At 61.2% G+C, this 19,213-nt stretch carries 16 protein-coding genes; 12 read left to right on the top strand and 4 right to left on the bottom strand.

Going from position 1 to position 19,213, the window contains the following annotated elements:
* Positions 1–19: 19 nt before the first annotated feature.
* Entirely contained in the window at positions 20–1,627 is a 1,608-nt protein-coding gene (gene nadB, locus BN1124_RS16475) for an L-aspartate oxidase (RefSeq protein WP_042643660.1), read from the bottom strand.
* A gap of 181 nt (positions 1,628–1,808) precedes the next feature.
* On the opposite strand from nadB, the gene rpoE reads away from it, so the two are divergent.
* The 10 genes from rpoE to pdxJ all read left to right on the top strand — a co-directional run bounded on the left by rpoE (position 1,809) and on the right by pdxJ (position 10,669).
* On the top strand, positions 1,809–2,390 hold the full coding sequence (gene rpoE, locus BN1124_RS16470; protein ID WP_033128853.1) for an RNA polymerase sigma factor RpoE: 582 nt from the start codon (positions 1,809–1,811) through the stop codon (positions 2,388–2,390).
* A gap of 24 nt (positions 2,391–2,414) precedes the next feature.
* A complete protein-coding gene (locus BN1124_RS16465; RefSeq protein ID WP_042643657.1) occupies positions 2,415–3,002 on the top strand; it encodes a sigma-E factor negative regulatory protein in 588 nt (195 codons plus the stop codon).
* A gap of 21 nt (positions 3,003–3,023) precedes the next feature.
* Positions 3,024–4,004 carry a MucB/RseB C-terminal domain-containing protein gene (locus BN1124_RS16460; protein WP_042643655.1) on the top strand — a complete coding sequence of 327 codons (981 nt, stop codon included), beginning with the start codon at positions 3,024–3,026 and terminating at the stop codon, positions 4,002–4,004.
* A gap of 102 nt (positions 4,005–4,106) precedes the next feature.
* Positions 4,107–4,568 carry a SoxR reducing system RseC family protein gene (locus tag BN1124_RS16455; RefSeq protein ID WP_042643654.1) on the top strand — a complete coding sequence of 154 codons (462 nt, stop codon included), beginning with the start codon at positions 4,107–4,109 and terminating at the stop codon, positions 4,566–4,568.
* Positions 4,569–4,753: 185 nt separating this feature from the next.
* The gene (lepA, locus tag BN1124_RS16450; RefSeq protein ID WP_042643652.1) at positions 4,754–6,547 is read left to right on the top strand and encodes a translation elongation factor 4; all 1,794 of its coding nucleotides are present in this window, start codon (positions 4,754–4,756) and stop codon (positions 6,545–6,547) included.
* 3 nt (positions 6,548–6,550) lie between these two features.
* Positions 6,551–7,474, top strand: coding sequence for a signal peptidase I (gene lepB, locus BN1124_RS16445; RefSeq protein ID WP_042643650.1), 924 nt, complete (start codon positions 6,551–6,553; stop codon positions 7,472–7,474).
* The gene (gene rnc / locus BN1124_RS16440) at positions 7,475–8,146 is read left to right on the top strand and encodes a ribonuclease III (RefSeq protein ID WP_033128848.1); all 672 of its coding nucleotides are present in this window, start codon (positions 7,475–7,477) and stop codon (positions 8,144–8,146) included.
* Positions 8,143–9,048 (top strand): GTPase Era, encoded by a 906-nt coding sequence (gene era / locus BN1124_RS16435; protein WP_042643648.1) that lies wholly within the window; start codon positions 8,143–8,145, stop codon positions 9,046–9,048. The genes rnc and era overlap by 4 nt, the downstream gene beginning before the upstream one ends.
* A 14-nt stretch (positions 9,049–9,062) precedes the next feature.
* Positions 9,063–9,773 (top strand): DNA repair protein RecO, encoded by a 711-nt coding sequence (recO, locus tag BN1124_RS16430; protein WP_042643646.1) that lies wholly within the window; start codon positions 9,063–9,065, stop codon positions 9,771–9,773.
* A gap of 158 nt (positions 9,774–9,931) precedes the next feature.
* Complete coding sequence (pdxJ, locus tag BN1124_RS16425) at positions 9,932–10,669, top strand: pyridoxine 5'-phosphate synthase (protein WP_042643644.1); 738 nt, start codon at positions 9,932–9,934, stop codon at positions 10,667–10,669.
* A gap of 69 nt (positions 10,670–10,738) precedes the next feature.
* Here pdxJ and BN1124_RS16420 read toward each other — a convergent pair whose 3' ends face one another.
* The 3 genes from BN1124_RS16420 to barA form a co-directional block, all read right to left on the bottom strand.
* The gene (locus BN1124_RS16420; RefSeq protein WP_042643642.1) at positions 10,739–11,620 is read right to left on the bottom strand and encodes an N-acetylmuramoyl-L-alanine amidase; all 882 of its coding nucleotides are present in this window, start codon (positions 11,618–11,620) and stop codon (positions 10,739–10,741) included.
* A 21-nt stretch (positions 11,621–11,641) separates the two neighbouring features.
* Positions 11,642–12,121 (bottom strand): YehS family protein, encoded by a 480-nt coding sequence (locus BN1124_RS16415; RefSeq protein ID WP_033128843.1) that lies wholly within the window; start codon positions 12,119–12,121, stop codon positions 11,642–11,644.
* Positions 12,122–12,251: 130 nt separating this feature from the next.
* Entirely contained in the window at positions 12,252–14,972 is a 2,721-nt protein-coding gene (barA, locus tag BN1124_RS16410) for a two-component sensor histidine kinase BarA (RefSeq protein ID WP_042643641.1), read from the bottom strand.
* Between the two features lie 234 nt (positions 14,973–15,206).
* Between barA and rlmD the strand changes: the two genes are divergently transcribed.
* Positions 15,207–16,529 (top strand): 23S rRNA (uracil(1939)-C(5))-methyltransferase RlmD, encoded by a 1,323-nt coding sequence (rlmD, locus tag BN1124_RS16405; protein WP_042643639.1) that lies wholly within the window; start codon positions 15,207–15,209, stop codon positions 16,527–16,529.
* A 450-nt stretch (positions 16,530–16,979) separates the two neighbouring features.
* Entirely contained in the window at positions 16,980–19,190 is a 2,211-nt protein-coding gene (gene relA / locus BN1124_RS16400; protein ID WP_042643637.1) for a GTP diphosphokinase, read from the top strand.
* The last annotated feature ends 23 nt before the right edge of the window (positions 19,191–19,213 follow it).

Here is a 19,213-nt window from a genome sequence, read left to right as displayed (position 1 = left end):
TCATTGCTGGCGGGCAGGATCAATCCCTGTCCGGCGTCAGCACCGTTGGCTTGGAATCCGGCTGCAGGTCCGGGTAGTCCAGGTTGTAGTGCAGACCGCGAGACTCCTTGCGCTGCAGGGCGCAGTTGACGATGAGCTCGGCCACCTGCAACAGGTTGCGCAGCTCCAGCAGGTTGTTGGAGACCCGGAAGTTCGCGTAGTACTCCTGCACCTCCTGCTTGAGCAGATCGATGCGGCGCTTGGCGCGGGCGAGACGCTTGTTGGTGCGCACTATCCCCACATAGTCCCACATCATCAGCCGCAGCTCGTGCCAGTTGTGCTGGATCACCACCTGCTCGTCCGAGTCGTCTACCTGGCTCTCGTCCCAGGCCGGCAGCTTGGGCGGCTCCACGCTCATGGGCAGCTTGGCCAGGATGTCGGCCCCCGCCTGATGGGCGTAGACCACGCATTCCAGCAGCGAGTTGGAAGCCATGCGGTTGGCGCCGTGCAGGCCGGTATAGGTCACCTCGCCGATGGCGTAGAGGCCGGGGATATCGGTCTGACCGTTGTTGTCGATCATCACGCCACCACAGGTGTAGTGGGCCGCCGGCACGATTGGCATGGCCTCCTTGGTGATGTCGATACCGACCGCGAGGCAGCGCTCGTGGATGGTCGGGAAGTGCTTGATGATGAAGTCCGCTGGCTTGTGGCTGATGTCCAGATACATGCAGTCGGCGCCGAGGCGTTTCATCTCGTGGTCGATGGCGCGGGCGACTATGTCCCGCGGTGCCAGCTCGGCCCGCTCGTCGAAATCTGGCATGAAGCGGCTGCCGTCCGGGCGGCGCAGATAGGCCCCCTCACCGCGCAGGGCTTCGGTCAGCAGGAAGTTGGGATCGTCCGGGTGGAACAGGCTGGTGGGGTGGAACTGGTTGAACTCCAGGTTCGCCACCCGGCAGCCGGCGCGCCAGGCCATGGCGATGCCATCGCCGGAACTCACGTCCGGGTTGGAGGTGTACTGATACACCTTGGAGGCGCCGCCGGTGGCCAGTGCCACGAAGCGGGCGCGGATCACTTCGACCTGTTCGACGTTGCGGTTCCAGACGTAGGCACCGAGCACCTTGTTGCCTGGAAGGTTCAGCTTGCGGGTGGTGATGAGATCCACCGCGTTGAAGCGCTCCATCAGCCGGATGTTGGGGTGAGCCCGCACCTGATCGATCAGGGTGAGCTGCACCGCTTTGCCGGTGGCATCCGCCGCGTGGAAGATGCGGCGATGGCTGTGGCCGCCCTCGCGGGTCAGGTGGTAGTGGGATTCGCCCTCGGCATCCTCTTCCTGATCGAAGGGGACCCCTTGCTGGATCAGCCACTGGATGGAGCCACGGGCGTTGCGGGCGGTGAACTCCACCACGGCCGGGTCACACAACCCGGCGCCGGCGTTGAGCGTATCGCTCACGTGGGATTCGATGCTGTCGGTCTCGTCGAACACGGCAGCGATGCCTCCTTGCGCATAGAAAGTGGCCCCCTCACTGATGGGCCCCTTGCTCAGAACCAGGACTTTGGCCTGGTCCGCCAATCGCAATGCGAGGGACAGACCGGCGGCACCGCTGCCAATGATCAGTACGTCGCAAAGGTATTCAACACTTGCTTTCATAAGTATCATTGGCCTGGATTAAGAACTGGCCCCATGGTAGCCCAAGGGGGGTTGTGATGCAGCTCGCATCACATTTTTTTCAATGCAAGCGAACTTTCTCTGATTCCTCCTGTCTGAACTTGTGCGCTTAGAAAGGGCCGGAAAAGAAGAACGATAACCTGATGGGGGTTTTACGGCTCTGATGAGCGACCAGAATCTACTGGACGAACAGCTGGTTGAACGGGTCCAGCGTGGCGATAAAAATGCATTCAACCTGCTGGTAAAAAAATACCAGCATAAGGTGGTCAACTTGGTGGCCAGGTATGTCAACAATCCGGGCGATGTACCGGATGTGGCGCAGGAGGCTTTCATCAAGGCTTACCGTGCGTTGCCGACATTCCGTGGCGAGAGCGCGTTTTACACTTGGTTGTACCGAATCGCCGTGAACACGGCCAAAAATTACCTGACATCACAGGGGCGCAGACCGCCCAGCAGTGATGTCGAAGCAGATGAGGCTGAATACTATGGTGGCGGTGAAGCCTTGCAAGAGGTGGCTACCCCGGAAAACCTGGCGCTGACCGACGAGATCAAGCGCACCGTGTTTACCGCCATAGAAGCCTTGCCTGAAGACTTGAGAACAGCGATCACCCTCCGTGAAATGGAAGGGCTGAGCTACGAAGAGATTGCGGAGATCATGGATTGTCCGGTGGGTACGGTGAGATCCCGCATTTTCCGGGCGAGGGAAGCAATCGATAAAAAGCTGCAACCTCTGATCGAGAATTAAAACTGGGGAAAGACAGGCAAACTTATGGCAAATAAAGAGCAACTTTCAGCCCTGATGGATGGCGACCTGAGCGAAGTTGAGGTTCTGAACGAGTTGGGAACGGATCCGGCTCTGCAGGATACCTGGGCTCGTTACCATCTGATCGGTGATGCCATGCGGGGCGACCTGCCGGTCAATCTGCAACTGGATCTCAGTGACAGCATCATGCTGGCACTGGAAGACGAACCGACTGTGCTGGCTCCCAAGCCGGTACAACCCACAGCGCCGCAGCTTCACACTACCGGCAAGGTGCTGCCGCTGATCCGCCGCTTCGGCCAGCAGATGGGGCAGTACGCCATCGCCGCCTCGGTCGCCGCCGCCGTCATCTTCGGTGTGCAGCAGTATCAGGGCAACGACGGCATGCCGGTCAACCCTGTGCTCAACACCATACCAGTGGGCGGCAGTGCCACCCCGGTGAGCGTGCATTATCCACAAGAGGGCAACCGCGCTACCACTCGCCAGCAAGGGCTGAGTGAGCAGCAGATGCAAGAGCAGCGCGAGCGGATCAATGCCTTCTTGCGAGATCACCAATTGCAACAACGTCTGCTGCAAGACAAGCAGATCCAGGAATAACGCATTTTTAGGGATCAGATCGTGCGCCAGTCCAGCCGTGTCCTGCTGGCCTCTCTCCTGCTAATTTGTGCCAAGGCCTCGGCCGACGATCTGTCGGCCGAGGCCTTGTTGCAGCAGATGCAGAGTGCCGTTTCGCATCAAAATTTCGAGTTATCCATGGTCAAGGCCCGTCAGGGGCGCCTCGAGCCAATTCGCTTCAGTCACGGGGTGATAGATGGCAAGGAGATCGCTCATCTGAGCTATCTCGATGGCAAGACGGTGGAATACCTGCAACGCCAGAACGAATACACCTTCTTCGAAAATACCCATGAACCCTACACCCTCAAGGGCGCCCGTTTCCCCGGTGTCTGGTCGAGCCTGGTGAAGATGCCGCTGCCCCGGGTGCTGGAGAGCTATGACCCCGTTCTGGCTGGCCGCAGCCGGGTCGCCGGTCTGGTGGCCCAGGTGGTGAGGCTGGTGCCCAAAGAGGCGGACAAATACGGCTTCGTGCTCTGGGTTGACGAGCAGAGTCATCTGTTGCTGCGAGTCGACATGGTGGATCGGGAAGGCAACCTGGTGGAACAGGTGCTGGGCGTGGATCTGGACAGGCAATCGACCCCGGCTCCCTGGCTGGTGACCCTGGCCAACAGCAAGCTGCCCGAGGCACTGGCGTTGGAAGACGCTTATCCTACGCCCCAGCAGAGCCTGAGCTGGCACCTGACCTGGTTGCCGGGTGGATTCAAGGTGCTCTCTCAGGATCGGCATCAGCTGGTCAGCACCAGCCAGCCGGTGGACTACATGATGCTCTCCGATGGGCTGGTGGATCTCTCCGTCTATGTCTCCCGGGTCGATCCCAAGCAGGCGGTGCGCCAGCAGCTGATACGCCAGGGCGCCACCTCGCTGGTGAGCTATGTCAACGAGGTCGGGGTGGAGATCACCGTGGTAGGTGAGGTCCCGGCCGAGACCGCAAAACGCATCGCCGAGTCGGTGCAACCGCTGGCGCGCAACGAGGCGGTGCAATAAAGCTTCCTCCGAGATACACCTATTTGGCTTGCCGCGGCGGGACGGGCGTGTTCAGATTGGATAAATCCATTGCTGTTAGTCTGGAGCCGTCAGGTGAGTAACATGAGTGAAGAGCTGGCGACTGTGGTCGCCATCGAGGGAACCCATGCCTGGGTGGAGTGCGAACGACGCTCCGCCTGCAGCGGCTGCCATCAGCAGTCCAACTGCGGTACCGGCACCGTCGCCAAGGCCTTCCCCATGACGTCGCAGCGGCTGCGGGTCGCCCTCACCGGTGAGGTCATGGTCGGTCAGCAGATCCGCCTCGGCATTCCCCAGGCGAGCATATTGCGCGGCGCGGCCTTGGTGTATGTGCTGCCGCTGTTCTGCCTGCTGCTCGGCGCCATCCTGGGTCAGCTCTGGCTGGCACCGCTGTTGTCGGCGGGGGAGGGGGTAACCATCCTCAGTTGCCTGCTCGGTGGTACCTTAGGTTTTTTACTGGTTCGTTACTTTTCCGCAAGGCTCGAGCAAGGGGAATATGGTCCTCGCATGCTCGGTGTGGTACTCAGTACCCGCCACCTCTCCTGACACTGGCCAGATTCAATATCTGGCTCTTTCATGCTCGGCGTGGCGCTCGATGCCCGCCAGCACGCGTGATTGGCAAGGTGCTATTTCTGGTGCCCGTCGACTAAAGATTGGCCGTCGACCGGGTTATCCAGTAAAATCCTGCCCTCATATCCGACCCTAACTTAATTTTGAGTGATTCTTGCTCGATGAAACACATTCGTAACTTTTCGATTATTGCGCACATCGACCACGGTAAATCGACCCTGTCGGACCGTCTGATCCAGACTTGTGGCGGCCTGTCCGACCGCGAGATGCAGGCTCAGGTGCTTGACTCCATGGATCTGGAGCGCGAGCGCGGCATTACCATCAAAGCACAGAGTGTGACCCTGAACTACCAGGCACAAGACGGTAACACCTACCAGCTGAACTTTATCGACACCCCCGGCCACGTGGATTTCTCCTACGAAGTCTCCCGCTCATTGGCGGCCTGTGAAGGGGCGCTGCTGGTGGTGGATGCCGGTCAGGGGGTTGAGGCACAGACTCTGGCCAACTGCTACACCGCCATGGAAATGGAGCTGGAAGTGGTGCCGATCCTGAACAAGATCGACCTGCCGGCCGCCGAACCGGAGCGGGTAGCCGAAGAGATCGAAGACATCGTCGGCATCGATGCCATGGAAGCGGTGCGCTGCTCCGCCAAGACCGGCCTCGGTGTCGATCTGGTGCTGGAAGAGATAGTGGCCCGCATCCCGGCACCGGAAGGGGATCCCGATGCCCCGCTGCAGGCGTTGATCATCGACTCCTGGTTTGACTCCTACCTCGGCGTTGTCTCCCTGGTGCGCATCAAGAACGGTTCGCTCAAGAAGAACGACAAGATCAAGGTGATGAGCACCGGTCAGGTGTGGGGTGTCGATCGCATCGGTATCTTCACACCGAAGCAGGTGGATACCATGGGCCTGGGCTGTGGCGAGGTAGGTTGGGTCGTCTGCGGCATCAAGGACATCCATGGTGCGCCTGTGGGCGATACCCTGACCCAGGCCAAGAACGGTGCCGAGAAGGCGCTGACGGGCTTCAAGAAGGTCAAGCCGCAGGTGTATGCGGGCCTGTTCCCCATCTCCAGCGACGACTATGAGTCCTTCCGCGATGCGCTGGACAAGCTGTCCCTCAACGACGCCTCCCTGTTCTTCGAGCCGGAAAGCTCCACCGCGCTGGGCTTCGGCTTCCGTTGTGGCTTCCTCGGCATGCTGCACATGGAGATCATCCAGGAGCGGCTGGAGCGGGAATACGATCTGGATCTGATCACCACGGCGCCGACCGTAGTGTATGAAATCGAGCTCAACGACGGCTCGACCATCCACATCGACAGCCCGTCCGCCATGCCTCCGGTGAACAACATCAAGGAGATGCGCGAGCCCATCGCCGAGTGCAACATTCTGCTGCCGCAGGAGTACATGGGCAACGTCATCACCCTCTGTATCGAGAAGCGTGGCGTGCAGACCAACATGGTCTATCACGGCAAGCAGGTGGCGCTGACCTACGAGATCCCGATGGCGGAAGTGGTGCTCGATTTCTTCGATCGCCTCAAGTCCACCAGCCGTGGCTACGCCTCCCTGGATTACGGCTTCAAGCGCTTCGAGACCTCCGACATGGTGCGCCTCGACATCATGATCAACGGTGAGCGCGTCGATGCCCTGGCCATCATCACCCACAAGGAGAACGCCCAGTATCGCGGTCGCCAGGTGGTGGAGAAGATGCGTGAGCTTATCCCGCGCCAGATGTTCGACATCGCGATTCAGGCTTCTATCGGCAACCAAATCATCGCCCGCAGCACGGTCAAGGCCCTGCGCAAAGACGTGACTGCCAAGTGTTACGGTGGTGACGTGAGCCGGAAGAAGAAGCTGTTGAACAAGCAGAAAGAAGGCAAGAAGCGGATGAAGTCTGTCGGCCGTGTCGACGTGCCGCAAGAGGCCTTCCTCGCTATCCTCCACGTAGGCAAGGACTAATCGATGGCTAGCACCTTTTCCCTGATCCTGGCGATTGTCACCGTCCTGACCGGCATCATCTGGACCGTCGACAAGCTGGTCTGGTCCAAGCAACGGGCGGCCAAGATTGCGGCGGCCCGCGCCAATGCCGGCCCGAATGTCGACGAGAAGACGCTGGCCAAGGTGGCCCCCATGCCGGTCTGGATCGAACAGACCGGTGGGGTCTTCCCGGTCATCGCGCTGGTGCTGATCCTGCGTTCCTTCATCTTCGAGCCGTTCCAGATCCCCTCTGGCTCCATGATGCCGACCCTGCTGGTGGGTGACTTCATCCTGGTGGAGAAGTTTGCCTACGGTCTCAAGGATCCCGTGACCAACACCCAGTTCCTCGAGACAGGCAAGCCTGCGCGCGGCGATGTGGTGGTGTTCAAGTATCCGCTGGATACCCGGATTGACTACATCAAGCGGGTGGTCGGCATGCCGGGGGACAGGGTCATCTATCGCAACAAGGAGCTGATGATTCGGCCCAAGTGCGAGGAGCAGGAAGGGAAAACGTGCCCGGGCTTCAAGAAGCTCGACGTCAAGTTTGAACAACGGGGTGAGTTCAGCCAGATGGGGATCCCGCTGGATCGCTACACCGAACAGCTCGGCAACGTCCCTCACGAAACCCTGCGCAATCCCCTGATGCCGGATCTGGTGGATCGTTACTACCGCCAGCCGGGCACCTACCCGGATGAGTGGGTGGTGCCGGAAGGCCACTATTTCGTGATGGGCGACAACCGCGACAACAGCACCGACAGCCGGTTCTGGGGCTTCGTGCCCGAGCAGAATCTGGTGGGCAAGGCCGTTGCCATCTGGATCAGCTTCGAATTTGAGCGCGAGGAAGGTTCCAGCTTGCCAAGCTGGGTGCCGACTGGCGTGCGCTTCAACCGCATCGGCGGAATACAGTAAATGAATATCAAGATGAACAGACTGCAGTCCCGTCTCGGGCATGTCTTTCAGGATCAGGAACGACTGACCCGGGCCTTGACGCACCGCAGCGCCGGTTCCCGTCACAACGAGCGACTGGAATTTCTGGGTGACTCCATCCTGAGTCTGGTGATTGCCGACGAACTCTTCCACCGCTTCCCGCAAGCGGCGGAAGGGGATCTCAGCCGGATGCGCGCCACCCTGGTGCGCGAGAAGACGCTAGCCGAACTCGGCCGGGAATTTGACCTCGGCGATCACCTGATCCTGGGACCGGGCGAGCTGAAAAGTGGCGGATTCCGCCGCGAGTCTATCCTGGCCGACACGGTCGAGGCGGTCATCGGCGCCGTCTATCTGGATACCAATCTGGAGACGGTGCGGACCCTGTTGCTTAGCTGGTACGCCAGCCGCCTGGACGAGATCAAACCAGGCATAGAGCAGAAGGACCCCAAGACCCGGCTACAGGAAATTTTGCAGGGAACCCGCAAATCCCTACCGACCTACACAGTGACCAACGTCAAGGGCGAAGCCCACAACCAGGAGTTTACCGTCCAGTGTGAGGTAGATGGCCTGGCGGGTCCGCTGGTCGGGGTCGGCACCAGTCGTCGCAAGGCCGAACAGGCAGCGGCGCAGCAAGCATTGGAAAGATTGTCATGACAGATACAGATACCACTTATTGCGGCTTTGTCGCCATCGTGGGCCGCCCCAATGTGGGCAAGTCCACCCTGCTGAACAAGCTGCTTGGCCAGAAGGTCAGCATCACCTCGAAGAAGCCCCAGACTACCCGTCACCGGATCCTGGGGATCGACACCGAGGACAACTATCAGACCATCTATGTGGATACCCCGGGCCTGCACATCGAAGAGAAGCGGGCCATCAACCGGTTGATGAACCGCGCCGCCACCAGCTCCCTCGGGGACGTGGCCATGGTGGTGTTCATGGTCGACGGGACCCACTGGACCAAGGATGACGAGATGGTGCTCGGCAAGCTGCGCCACCTGCCCTGTCCCGTGGTGCTGGCGGTCAACAAGATCGACAACGTGAAGGAAAAGGAAGATCTGCTGCCCCACCTGGAGTGGCTCGGCCAGCAGATGAACTTCGCCCACATCCTGCCCATCAGTGCCGAGAAGGGCACCAACGTGGGCAAGATCCGCGAATGGGCCAAGGATCTGCTGCCGGAAAACAACCACTTCTTCCCGGAAGACTACGTGACCGACCGCTCGTCCCGCTTCATGGCGTCCGAGATCATCCGCGAGAAGCTGATGCGCTTCACCGGTGAGGAGCTGCCCTACTCGGTGACGGTGGAGATCGAACGCTTCAAGGTCGAGGAGAACGGTCTGTACCACATCCATGGCCTGATACTGGTGGAGCGCGATGGCCAGAAGAAGATGGTCATCGGCAACAAGGGCGAGAAGATCAAGACCATAGGCACAGAAGCACGCCTCGACATGGAACGGCTGTTCCAGAACAAGGTGCACCTGGAGCTGTGGGTCAAGGTCAAATCCGGCTGGGCTGATGACGAGCGCGCCCTGCGTAGTCTCGGTTATGGGGACGATTAAGTGGCGATGCGCGATTGCTGAGTCCGGCTTTCGTTATCCACAGTCGGCCCTATCGGGAGACCAGCCAGCTGGTCGAGGTCTTTACCCAGGATAGTGGCCGATTTACCCTGGTGGCTCGCGGTTCTCGCGGGCCACGCTCCCCTCTGAAGGGGCTGTTGCAGCCCTTCTCCCTGCTCACCATCAGCTGGCGCGGCAAGGGGGACCTCAAGAACCTCGCCCAGGTCGAATGCCCGGATCACTCCCTGCGTCTGGGGGGCGATCGACTGTTTTACGGCCTCTACCTGAACGAGCTGGTCTACTACCTGCTAGAAGCCCATACCCCCTTCCCCGAGGTGTTCGACGCCTATGCCCGCGCCCTGATGGCGCTGGCGGATGGCGAGACCCCCGAGCTTCCCCTGCGTCGCTTCGAGTTCCTGCTGCTGCAGGCCCTCGGCTACGCGGTGGATTTTGAATACGCCGCCGACGACGAATCCCCGATCCAGCCAGCCCTGCTGTATGGCTTCGAGCGGGAGCTCGGCTTTGTCGCTTGCGAGCGGGCGCCGGATCCCCGTACTCTCTTCCTCGGCGCCCACCTGCTGGCCTTCGCCGAGGGGCGTTTCGACAGCCCTCCCTTGCTGCAGGCGGCCAAGCGTTTCAGCCGGCTGGCGCTGCAACCTTATCTGGGGAAACGGCAGCTAAAGAGCCGGGAGCTGTTTCTGAAGCGCAGAGGCAGTGTTTCAGGCTGATTTAGGAAAACAAAGCGGCCGTTTATGTATTCAAATCTGCCACTTTAAGCATATAAAACTGCCATCTGCGTGCAAATATCGACAGGTGGCGGCCCATGGACAGACGAGGCTGGCGCACTCGCCAGCCCGAACAGATGACCTGTATCAAGGAGTAAGCAATGAGCGAGATCTACCTGGGTGTGAACATCGACCATATCGCCACCCTGCGCAATGCCCGCGGCACCCAGTACCCGGATCCGGTACAGGCCGCCTTCGTGGCCGAGCAGGCCGGTGCCGATGGCATCACGATCCACCTGCGGGAAGATCGCCGCCACATCACCGACCGCGATGTGGAGGTCCTGCGCCAGACCATCCAGACCAGGATGAACCTGGAGATGGCGGTGACCGAGGAGATGATCGGCATCGCCCAGCGTATCCAGCCCCAGTTCGTCTGCCTGGTGCCGGAGAAGCGCACCGAGGTGACTACTGAGGGTGGCCTGGACGTGGCCGGTCAGCTCGACAAGATCACCGATGCGGTGACCCGTCTGGCCGCCGTCGGCGCTCAGGTGTCGCTGTTTATCGATGCGGATCCGCTGCAGATCGACGCCGCCGCCGCGAGTGGTGCCCCCTTCATCGAGATCCACACCGGTCGCTACGCCGATGCCACCACGGATGCGGAGCGCAACGCCGAGTTCAAGCGCATCGCCGCCGGTGCCTCCTATGCCGCCGGCAAGGGGCTCAAGGTCAATGCCGGCCACGGCCTGCATTACCACAACGTCAAGGCCATCGCCGCCATCCCCGAGCTCTATGAGCTCAACATCGGTCACGCCATCATAGGCCGCGCCGCCTTCGACGGTCTGGCCAAGGCGGTCAGCGACATGCGTCTGCTGATGCAGGAAGCCCGTCAGGGGATCTGATGCCGGATTATCGGGATCGAACGAACAAGGGACGCCACGGCGTCCCTTGTTGTTTTTCAGCGCCGGAATTCAGTGGGCCGGGAAGTAACGTTCCAGCAGTGCCATCAAGATGGCCTGGCTCTCGGCATCCGGTTCGCCGCTGACCAGGGCGGGGCGAAAGTGGAGCTGGAAGGCGCGCAGCACGGCGCGGCTCTGCTCATCCCAGAGGCCGCTGGGGGCAATGCCATAGCCGTAGCGTGCGAGCCCCTGCTGCCACTGGAGCACATCCCAGGTGGGCGGAGGAGCTTGTTGCAGGGCGGCGACCCTGGCCTCGTCCGGCCAGGCACCGACGCCGTATGTCAGGGCCAGCTCACGCCAGGGGAAGAGCGGGCCGGGATCCTGCTTGCGCTCGGGGGCGACGTCGCTGTGCCCCAACACCTGGGTCGGCGGTATCTGGTAGCGCTGGACCAGCTCCCGACTGAGGGCACCGACGGCGGCGATCTGGGCGGGGGTATAGGGCTGCCAGTGGCGCAGTTGAACGGGGAGATCGGCTTCCTGCTCGTCGTAGCCCAGGTTGACTATCTCGATGCCGAGCGAGCTGGCGTTGAGCCCCGCATATTGCTGCCAGCGGCTGCGGCCAGCATGCCAGGCACGCTGGCTGTCGGGCACCAGCTGATAGACGGGGAGCGGGCGTTGCTCGGTGTCGCGTGGGACAAGGTAGTGGGCACTCACCTTGTGCTCGGGCTCGGTCAGCAGACGCAGGGAGTGGGCGTCGTCCTCATCCGTGTAGTGCAGGATCAGGAAGGCGATGCGCTCATTCTGGTTGGCGCTGACATGGCGGGTATCGAGGCGGTAGGAAGCAGGTTTGGGTGCGGGCTGACAGGCGGTCAGCAGCAGAACAAGCAGACAGAGCGACCAGCACCGCTCACCGGCCATCCTGATGCGGGCTGACGGTGAGTGGCGCTGGTCCATGGCTTGGGCGTGGTGCCTATGTCAAGCGCGATGCTTGGCAGTGAGGCCAATGAGGAAGTTGCGCAGGATCTGATCCCCGCAATCCTGGTAGTGCTTGTGATCCTTGGAGCGGAACAGGGCACTGAGTTCGGACTTGGACAGGTTGAAGTTGGCGAGCTTCAGGGTGCTGAGCATGTCCTCTTCCTTGTAGTCCAGGCCGATCCGCAGCTTGCGCAGGATCAGGTTGTTGTTGATCCGGTTCGGGACCACCTGGGCGGGGGCGCCTTCTTTCACACCGCGGCGGGCGATGATGAAGCCGTCGAGGAACTGGCTCAGGGCGGCGTCGGGGCAGGCGACAAAGCCCGCTTCCTGCTCTTCCCCTTCCTCGGCGCCTTTGAGCAACCAGCTGTGCAGTTGGGCGTGATCGACGGTCAGGTTGCCCTTGGCAAACATATCGACCATCTGGTCGTTGCTGATGGTGAGGGCGTAGCGCAGACGGCGCAGAATATCGTTATTCGTCATGTTGACTCCTGTGGAAACGGCGCGATTTTACCATCTGTCGAGCTTACCGCCATCAAAAGCGGCTGCTTTGCCCGATCCCATCATGGATGCCGCCCGCGCCGATGAGCCGCCATCCTGTCATAACGACGGCTTATTCGGTCGCCCCGAGGTAGCGGGGGGCCTCCTGGCGCACCTGCTCCAGCGCATCCTGCAGCTCCAGCAGCTCGGGCTCCAGCTCGCTGACCGGCACTCCGTCGCGTAGCTGCTGCTCCAGTTGGGAGAGCAGCCGTTGCAGGCCGGGGACGCCCGAGTAGGCGCAGCCGCCGTTGAGACGATGGAGCTGGGCCAGTACCTCGGCGTCGTCCACCTCGCCCGCCAGCGTCGCCTCCAGCACGGGCTCCACCTCATCGAAGCTGGCCAGCAGCATGCGCAGCATCTCCAGGGCGAGATCCGTCTTGCCGGCGGCCTGGCGCACGGCGAGGGACCAGTCGATCTGCTGATCCCCGTGATTCTGGTGGCGGCGATGGGCGAAGTCGGTGATGAGCTGCGCCAGCATGCTCTCGTCGATGGGCTTGGCCAGATAGTCGTCCATGCCCTGGCGGATCAGCCGTTCCCGCTCGCCGGGAATGGCGTGGGCGGTGACCGCGACTATGGGAGTCTCGGTGTTGAGGGAGTGGTGGCGAATGGCCTGGGTGGCGCTGATGCCGTCCATGATCGGCATCTGTATATCCATGAAGATGATGTCGAACGGCTGGCTCTGGGCCAGGCTGACCGCCTCCTTGCCGTTCTTGCACACCACCACCTGGCTCACCATCTCCTTGAGCATGGCCGCGATCAGCTTGAGGTTGGCGGCATTGTCATCCACCGCCAGCACCTTGACGTCCTGCACCTGACGCTGTGACGGGGCCGGCAGCGGTATGCTCCGGACGGCCTCGGGAGAGAGCAGGGCGTTGAGCAGCTTGCGGTGATTGATGGGCTTGGAGAGACAGTGCTGGGCGCCGTGGGCCTGCATGGCGTCATACAGGGCTGGCTCGTGGCTGCTGAGCACCACTATGGTGTTGTGTTGTCCGCTCAGGGCATCGAGGCGGCGGATCACCTGCTGCGGGGTATGCAGGGTGCTGCTGCCGATGATGACGATGTCCTGACTGTTCATCTCTGGCCAGTCGGCGTCGATAGACAGGGATTGCACATCCAGCTGCCATTCGGCCAGCAGGACGTGCAGGGAGGCGTGGGCGAAGGGATCTGGCTCCAGCAGCCAGACCCGCTTGCCCTGGATCCCGTCCAGCGGCAGCCGGTCGGTCTGGGGCAGGGGGGAGACATCCAGCTCCAGGTTGAAGGAGAAGACGGAGCCCTTGCCGAATTCGGATTCGAACCGGATCTGGCCGCCCATCTGCTGCACCAGCTTCTGGGTGATGACGAGGCCGAGACCGGTACCGCCATAGCGGCGCGAGATCGAGGAGTCGGCCTGGTTGAAGGCCTGGAACAGCTGGCGCTGCTGCTCCTCGGAGATGCCGATGCCGGTATCGCGGATCAGCACCTTGAGGCGCACCTTGTTGCCGTGGGCACCGCCGGTCTGCTCGACGCGGACATCCACGTTACCGTGCTCGGTGAACTTGATGGCGTTGCCGGTGAGGTTGGTCAGCACCTGCTGCAGACGCATGGGATCGCCGGTGAGGTAGTCCGGCACCGCGGCATCCACCTGCAAGGAGAGCTCCAGTTGCTTGTCGTGGGCGCTCGGGCCCAGCAGGTGCATGGTCTCGTTGAGGGTGTCGCGCAGGCTGAAGGGGATGTGCTCCAGCTGCAGCTTGCCGGCCTCGAGCTTCGAGAAATCGAGGATGTCGTTGATGATGCCGAGCAGGTTGCGTGCCGACTTTTCGATGGTCTGCATGTAGTCGGCCTGATTCGGGGTCAGGCTGGTCTTGAGCAGCTGGCGGGTGAAGCCGATGACGCCGTTCAGGGGGGTGCGCAGCTCGTGGGACATGTTGGCAAGGAACTCCGACTTGACCCTGGCCGCCTCCTGGGCCCGCTTCTTCGCCATGTCGAGCTCGACGTTCTGGATCTCTATCTGTTCCAGGGTCTCGCGCAAGTCGGAAGTGGCCTGATCGATGTTCTGCTGCATCTCCTCATGGTATTCAGACAGCGCCTTGGCCATGGCGTTGATGCCGTTTTTCAGCATGTCCAGCTCGCCGGTGAGCTGGCCGCTGACCCGGGTATCTAGCCGCCCCTCCCTGATCCGGTGCACCGCTTGCACCATATCGGTGATGGGCTGGGTCACGCTCTTGACCAACCGGAAGCCGAACAGGGTGCTGATGGCGAGGCCGATGAGCACCATGAGCACGGCGAAGAAGGCATCCCGATACTGCAGGACGATGGCCCTGTCGGTGGCGAGCTGCATGGAGATGTAGCCGATCACCGGCGGCTCCAGATCGCTCGGCAGGGGGAAGCCGTCCAGGCTGGTCTCGGCCTGGATCGGAGTGCGCAATATGATGTCGTCGCCGTTGAAGGAGACGCTGGTCAGCTCCGGAATGGCGCTGCCATCGGGCAGGCGCAGCTGGCCGAAGTCCCTGTGGTAGTTGGAGGTGACGAACAGCTGGTTGTCCTGGGTGAAGACGGCGATGGACTTGATGAAGGGGGAATTCTTGCGATGGGTCAGCCCGATCAGCCGCTTGAGGGACTCGCGGCTGTGCTGGGTCATGCCGTATTCGCTGGCGATGGCCAGGGGCTCGATGATGTTGATGCCCTGATCTATCAGGTTGTTTTCCAGCTGATGATAGCGGTGGAAGGTGAAATAACCGGCTATCAGACCGCCGATGATGAGGGTTGGCAATATGGTAAAAGCCAGCACACGGGCCCGCAGACCGTATCTAGTCATGCTGAAAAACCACCGGCGATGAAGATGGGCAAAAAGACAAGGGTCATTGCAGCACGGGCTTGGGGGCCGTATCGGGTCATATCCATGGGCCACTTATGGTCAGCATTGGCGATAGGGTTGAATGCCACAGCCCGGGCCCTCAGACCGTATTTGGTCATACTATTATTCTTGTGGGACAATGGCCTGCTGCAGATTCCACAATCATGACATAGCCACCTATAGGCACCAAGTTTTATGGCCCAGTTTTTCAAGCCCCAAAAGAAATCCACCCAGCCCCAACGTATTGAATTTACGATAGACAGTCTGGATCACCACTGTGTCGGTATCGGCCGTCATCAGGGCAAGGCCATCTTCGTCGAAGGGGCGCTGCCCGGCGAGCTGATCAAGGCCCGCATCGTCGACGACAAGAAGCAGTATGCCCACGCCGCCCTGCAACAGATAGTGACCCCGGCGAGCAATCGCATCGCGCCCTTCTGCCCCCATTATCGTGAGTGCGGCGGTTGCAGCGCCCAGCACCTCTCCGAAGTTGATCAGCAGGCGGCCAAGGAGGCCGGGCTGGTCAGTTTGTTCGAGCGCCTCGGCAACATCCAGGCACCGGCGCTGGAGCCCGTGCTGACCGGGGAATCCCGTGCCTATCGCCGGGTCTGCCGCCTGGCCATCAAGTTTGACAAGAACGGTCGCTGCACCCGGGTCGGCTTCCGCCGTCGCCAGTCCAATGATCTGGTGGAGATCACCGGCTGTCCCGTGCTGAGCGCGCCCCTGTCGGCCCTCATCAACCCGCTGCGCGACTGCCTCAATCGCCTCAAGAGCCAGCGTGAGCTGGGTCATGCCGAGTTCATCCAGGCCGAGCAGGGCATCATGATGCTGCTGCGCCACACCGGCCGCCCCAACGAGATGGACCGCGCCCTGCTGGTGGAGTTTGCCGAGGCTCAGGGCATCGATCTCTACTTGCAGGCCGCTGACGAGCAGATAGAACCCCTGCGTCAGCAATTCCAGCCGAGCTATTCCCTCGATGGCCTGGCTCTTGCATTCGCCCCCGGTGACTTCATTCAGGTCAATGGTCCCATCAACCAGAGCATGGTGGCCCAGGCGCTGTCCTGGCTCGGTGCGACCAAGGATGACAAGGTGCTGGATCTGTTCTGCGGCATCGGCAACTTCACCCTGCCGCTGGCCCGTCAGGCCCGCGAGGTGGTCGGGGTCGAGGGGGAGCTGGCCATGGTGGCGCGCGCCGAAGAGAACGCCCGTCGCAATGGCATCGACAACGCCCGCTTCTACAAGGCGGACTTGAGCGGTGACATCGTCGGCATGTCCTGGGCGCGGGAAGGCTTTGACCTGGTCTTGCTGGATCCGGCCAGACCAGGTGCGCTGGAGGTGATGAGCCACGTGGCGGCACTTTCGCCGAAACGGGTGGTCTATGTTTCCTGTAACCCGGTGACCCTGGCGCGGGACAGTCAGGTGCTGGTAAAAGAGGGCTACCGGCTGACTCGCCTGGGGATGCTGGACATGTTCCCTCACACCGGCCATCTGGAATCCATGGCGCTGTTTGAGCGGAAATAAATCAGGTAATCCGGCCCCGACAGTTGGCTTGTTGTGGGGGCTGGATGTGCTCTCTCATACTGGCTATCTGGCATCCAGAGTGCTGTTTGAGAGAACATGCATAAGGTAATCCAGCCCCGGCGGCTAGCTCCTTCATGCTGGCCATCTGGCATCCAGGGTGCTGTTTGAGAGAAAAAGAATGAGGTCACCCGGCCCTGGCAGTTGGCTTGTTGTAGGGGCTGAACGTGCTCTCTCATACTGGTCGTCTGGCATCCAGGGTGCTGTTTGAGAGAAAATGATTGGGGTAATCTAGGCCCGCAGGGATCGGCAAGGTTTGTTGGAGACTCCTGTCACCTTTGAGGATGACATGCCTTGAAAAGTCTCTTGTTTATCCCCATTTGAGGCATTCATCAGCTGATGAGGGGCAGGAAAGCACCGGCTTTCGACCCCACAATTTTAAGGATTGATACCATGGTTGCGGTGCGCGATATTCATTTGAAAGACAATTTCACCCTGGAAGAGTGGGTCAGTACCCTCTCCCTGAGTGAAGGCGACAAGAATCAGCTGCGAACCGCCTACCAGTATTGTCTGACCCTGGGTGACGAGGCACTCACCAACCGCCTGCTGGTACGCGGGGTCGAGATGGTGGGCATACTGCTGATGCTCAGCATGGATCTCGCCACCCTCAAGGCCGCCATCCTCTATCCCTTCGTCGAAGCCGGCCTCCTCCAGCAGGAGAAGCTTGAAGAAGACTTCGGCACCAAGATCGCCAAGCTGGTGGAAGGGGTGCTGGAGATGGAGGCCATCCGTTCCCTGCAGACCCTGCATCGCACCGAAACCTCGCCGGAGCAGGTCGACAACGTGCGGCGCATGCTGCTCGCCATGGTCGAGGACGTGCGCGCCGTGGTGATCAAGCTGGCGGAGCGGATCGCCTGCCTGCGGGAAGCGAAGAAGGCGGATGAAGAGACCCGGGTGCTTATGGCCCAGGAGATCACCAACATCTATGCCCCGCTGGCCAACCGGCTCGGTATCGGTCAGCTGAAATGGGAACTGGAGGATCTCGCCTTCCGCTACCTGCACCCGGACACCTACAAGCAGATCGCCAAACAACTCGATGAGAAGCGCCTCGACCGGGAGCGCTACATCCGCGAGTTCGTGCAGTCCCTGCGGGATGCGCTGGCCGAGGCCGGGGTCGAGGCCGAAGTCTATGGCCGCCCGAAACACATCTACAGCATCTGGCGCAAGATGCAGAAGAAGCACCTCGAGTTCAACGAGTTGTTCGACGTGCGTGCGGTACGGGTGGTGACCAAGCGGCTGCAGGATTGCTACGCGGCGCTCGGCATAGTACACACCCATTTCCACCATATTCCCCGCGAGTTCGACGACTACGTCGCCAACCCCAAGCCCAACGGCTATCAGTCCATCCACACCGTGGTGGTGGGGGAGGAGGGCAAGACGGTCGAAATCCAGATCCGTACCGACCAGATGCACCAGGACGCCGAGCTCGGTGTCGCCGCCCACTGGCGCTACAAGGAAGGGGCTCAGGTCGCCGCCAAGACCAGCACCTTCGAGGACAAGATCGAGTGGCTGCGCAAGCTCCTCGCCTGGCAGGAGGATCTGTCGGAAAGCGGCTCTCTGCTGGACGATCTGCGCAGTCAGGTATTCGAAGACAGAGTCTATGTCTTCACTCCCAAGGGTGATGTCATCGATCTGCCGGCCGGCGCCACCCCGCTGGACTTTGCCTATCACGTGCACAGCATGATCGGTCACCGCTGCATCGGCACCAAGGTGGATGGCCGCATAGTGCCCTTCACCTACACCCTGCAGACCGGCGATCAGGTGGAGGTGATCACCCAGAAGGAGCCGAACCCGAGCCGCGACTGGATGAACCCCAACGCCGGCTTCCTGCGCTCCAGCCGGGCGCGGGCCAAGGTGGCGACCTGGTTCAGAAAGCTGGATCGGGACAAGAACATCGCCGCCGGCAAGGAACTGCTGGAGAAGGAGCTGGACAGGCACAACCTGACCCTCTCCAAGGTGGACAAGGTGGTGCTGGAGCGCTTCCATGCGGAGGAGCTGGACGACCTGCTTGCGGGCATCGGCAGCGGCGACATTCGCATCAACCAGCTGCTCAACTACCTGGACACCCGCTACAACAAGCCGACGGCGGAAGAAGAAGATCGCCGGCTGCTGGCGAAGCTGGAGCAGAAGGCCAATGTGCCGTTCCGGCACAAACCCAAGGATCACATAGTGGTGGAAGGGGTCGGCAATCTGATGACCCACATCGCCCGTTGCTGTCAGCCCATCCCGGGGGATGGCATCCAGGGCTTCATCACCATGGGGCGCGGCGTCTCCATTCACCGGGAGGATTGCGAGCAGTTGAAAGAGCTGACCCGTCGCAACCCGGAACGGCTGATTGAAGCGGTCTGGGGGGAGAACTACTCCGGTGGTTACGGCCTCACCATCCGCATCCTCTCCAACGACAGATCCGGCCTGTTGCGCGACATCACCACCGTGCTCGCCAACGAGAAGATCAACGTGATGGGGGTGCGCTCGCGCTCCAACGTGCGTGAGCAGACCGCCGAGATCGACATGGAGCTGGAGATCTACAACATCAATGCCTTCAACCGGGCGCTGGCCAAGCTCAGCCAGCTCAACGACGTGATCAGCGCCAAGCGCCTGTGATATCAACCGACCGGCCCCAGTGG

The organism is Aeromonas eucrenophila (assembly GCF_000819865.1).
In the GTDB taxonomy this organism is placed as follows: domain Bacteria; phylum Pseudomonadota; class Gammaproteobacteria; order Enterobacterales; family Aeromonadaceae; genus Aeromonas; species Aeromonas eucrenophila.
The sequence above is the reverse complement of the archived record's forward strand: the minus strand, read 5'-3'. Positions and strand labels throughout refer to the sequence as shown.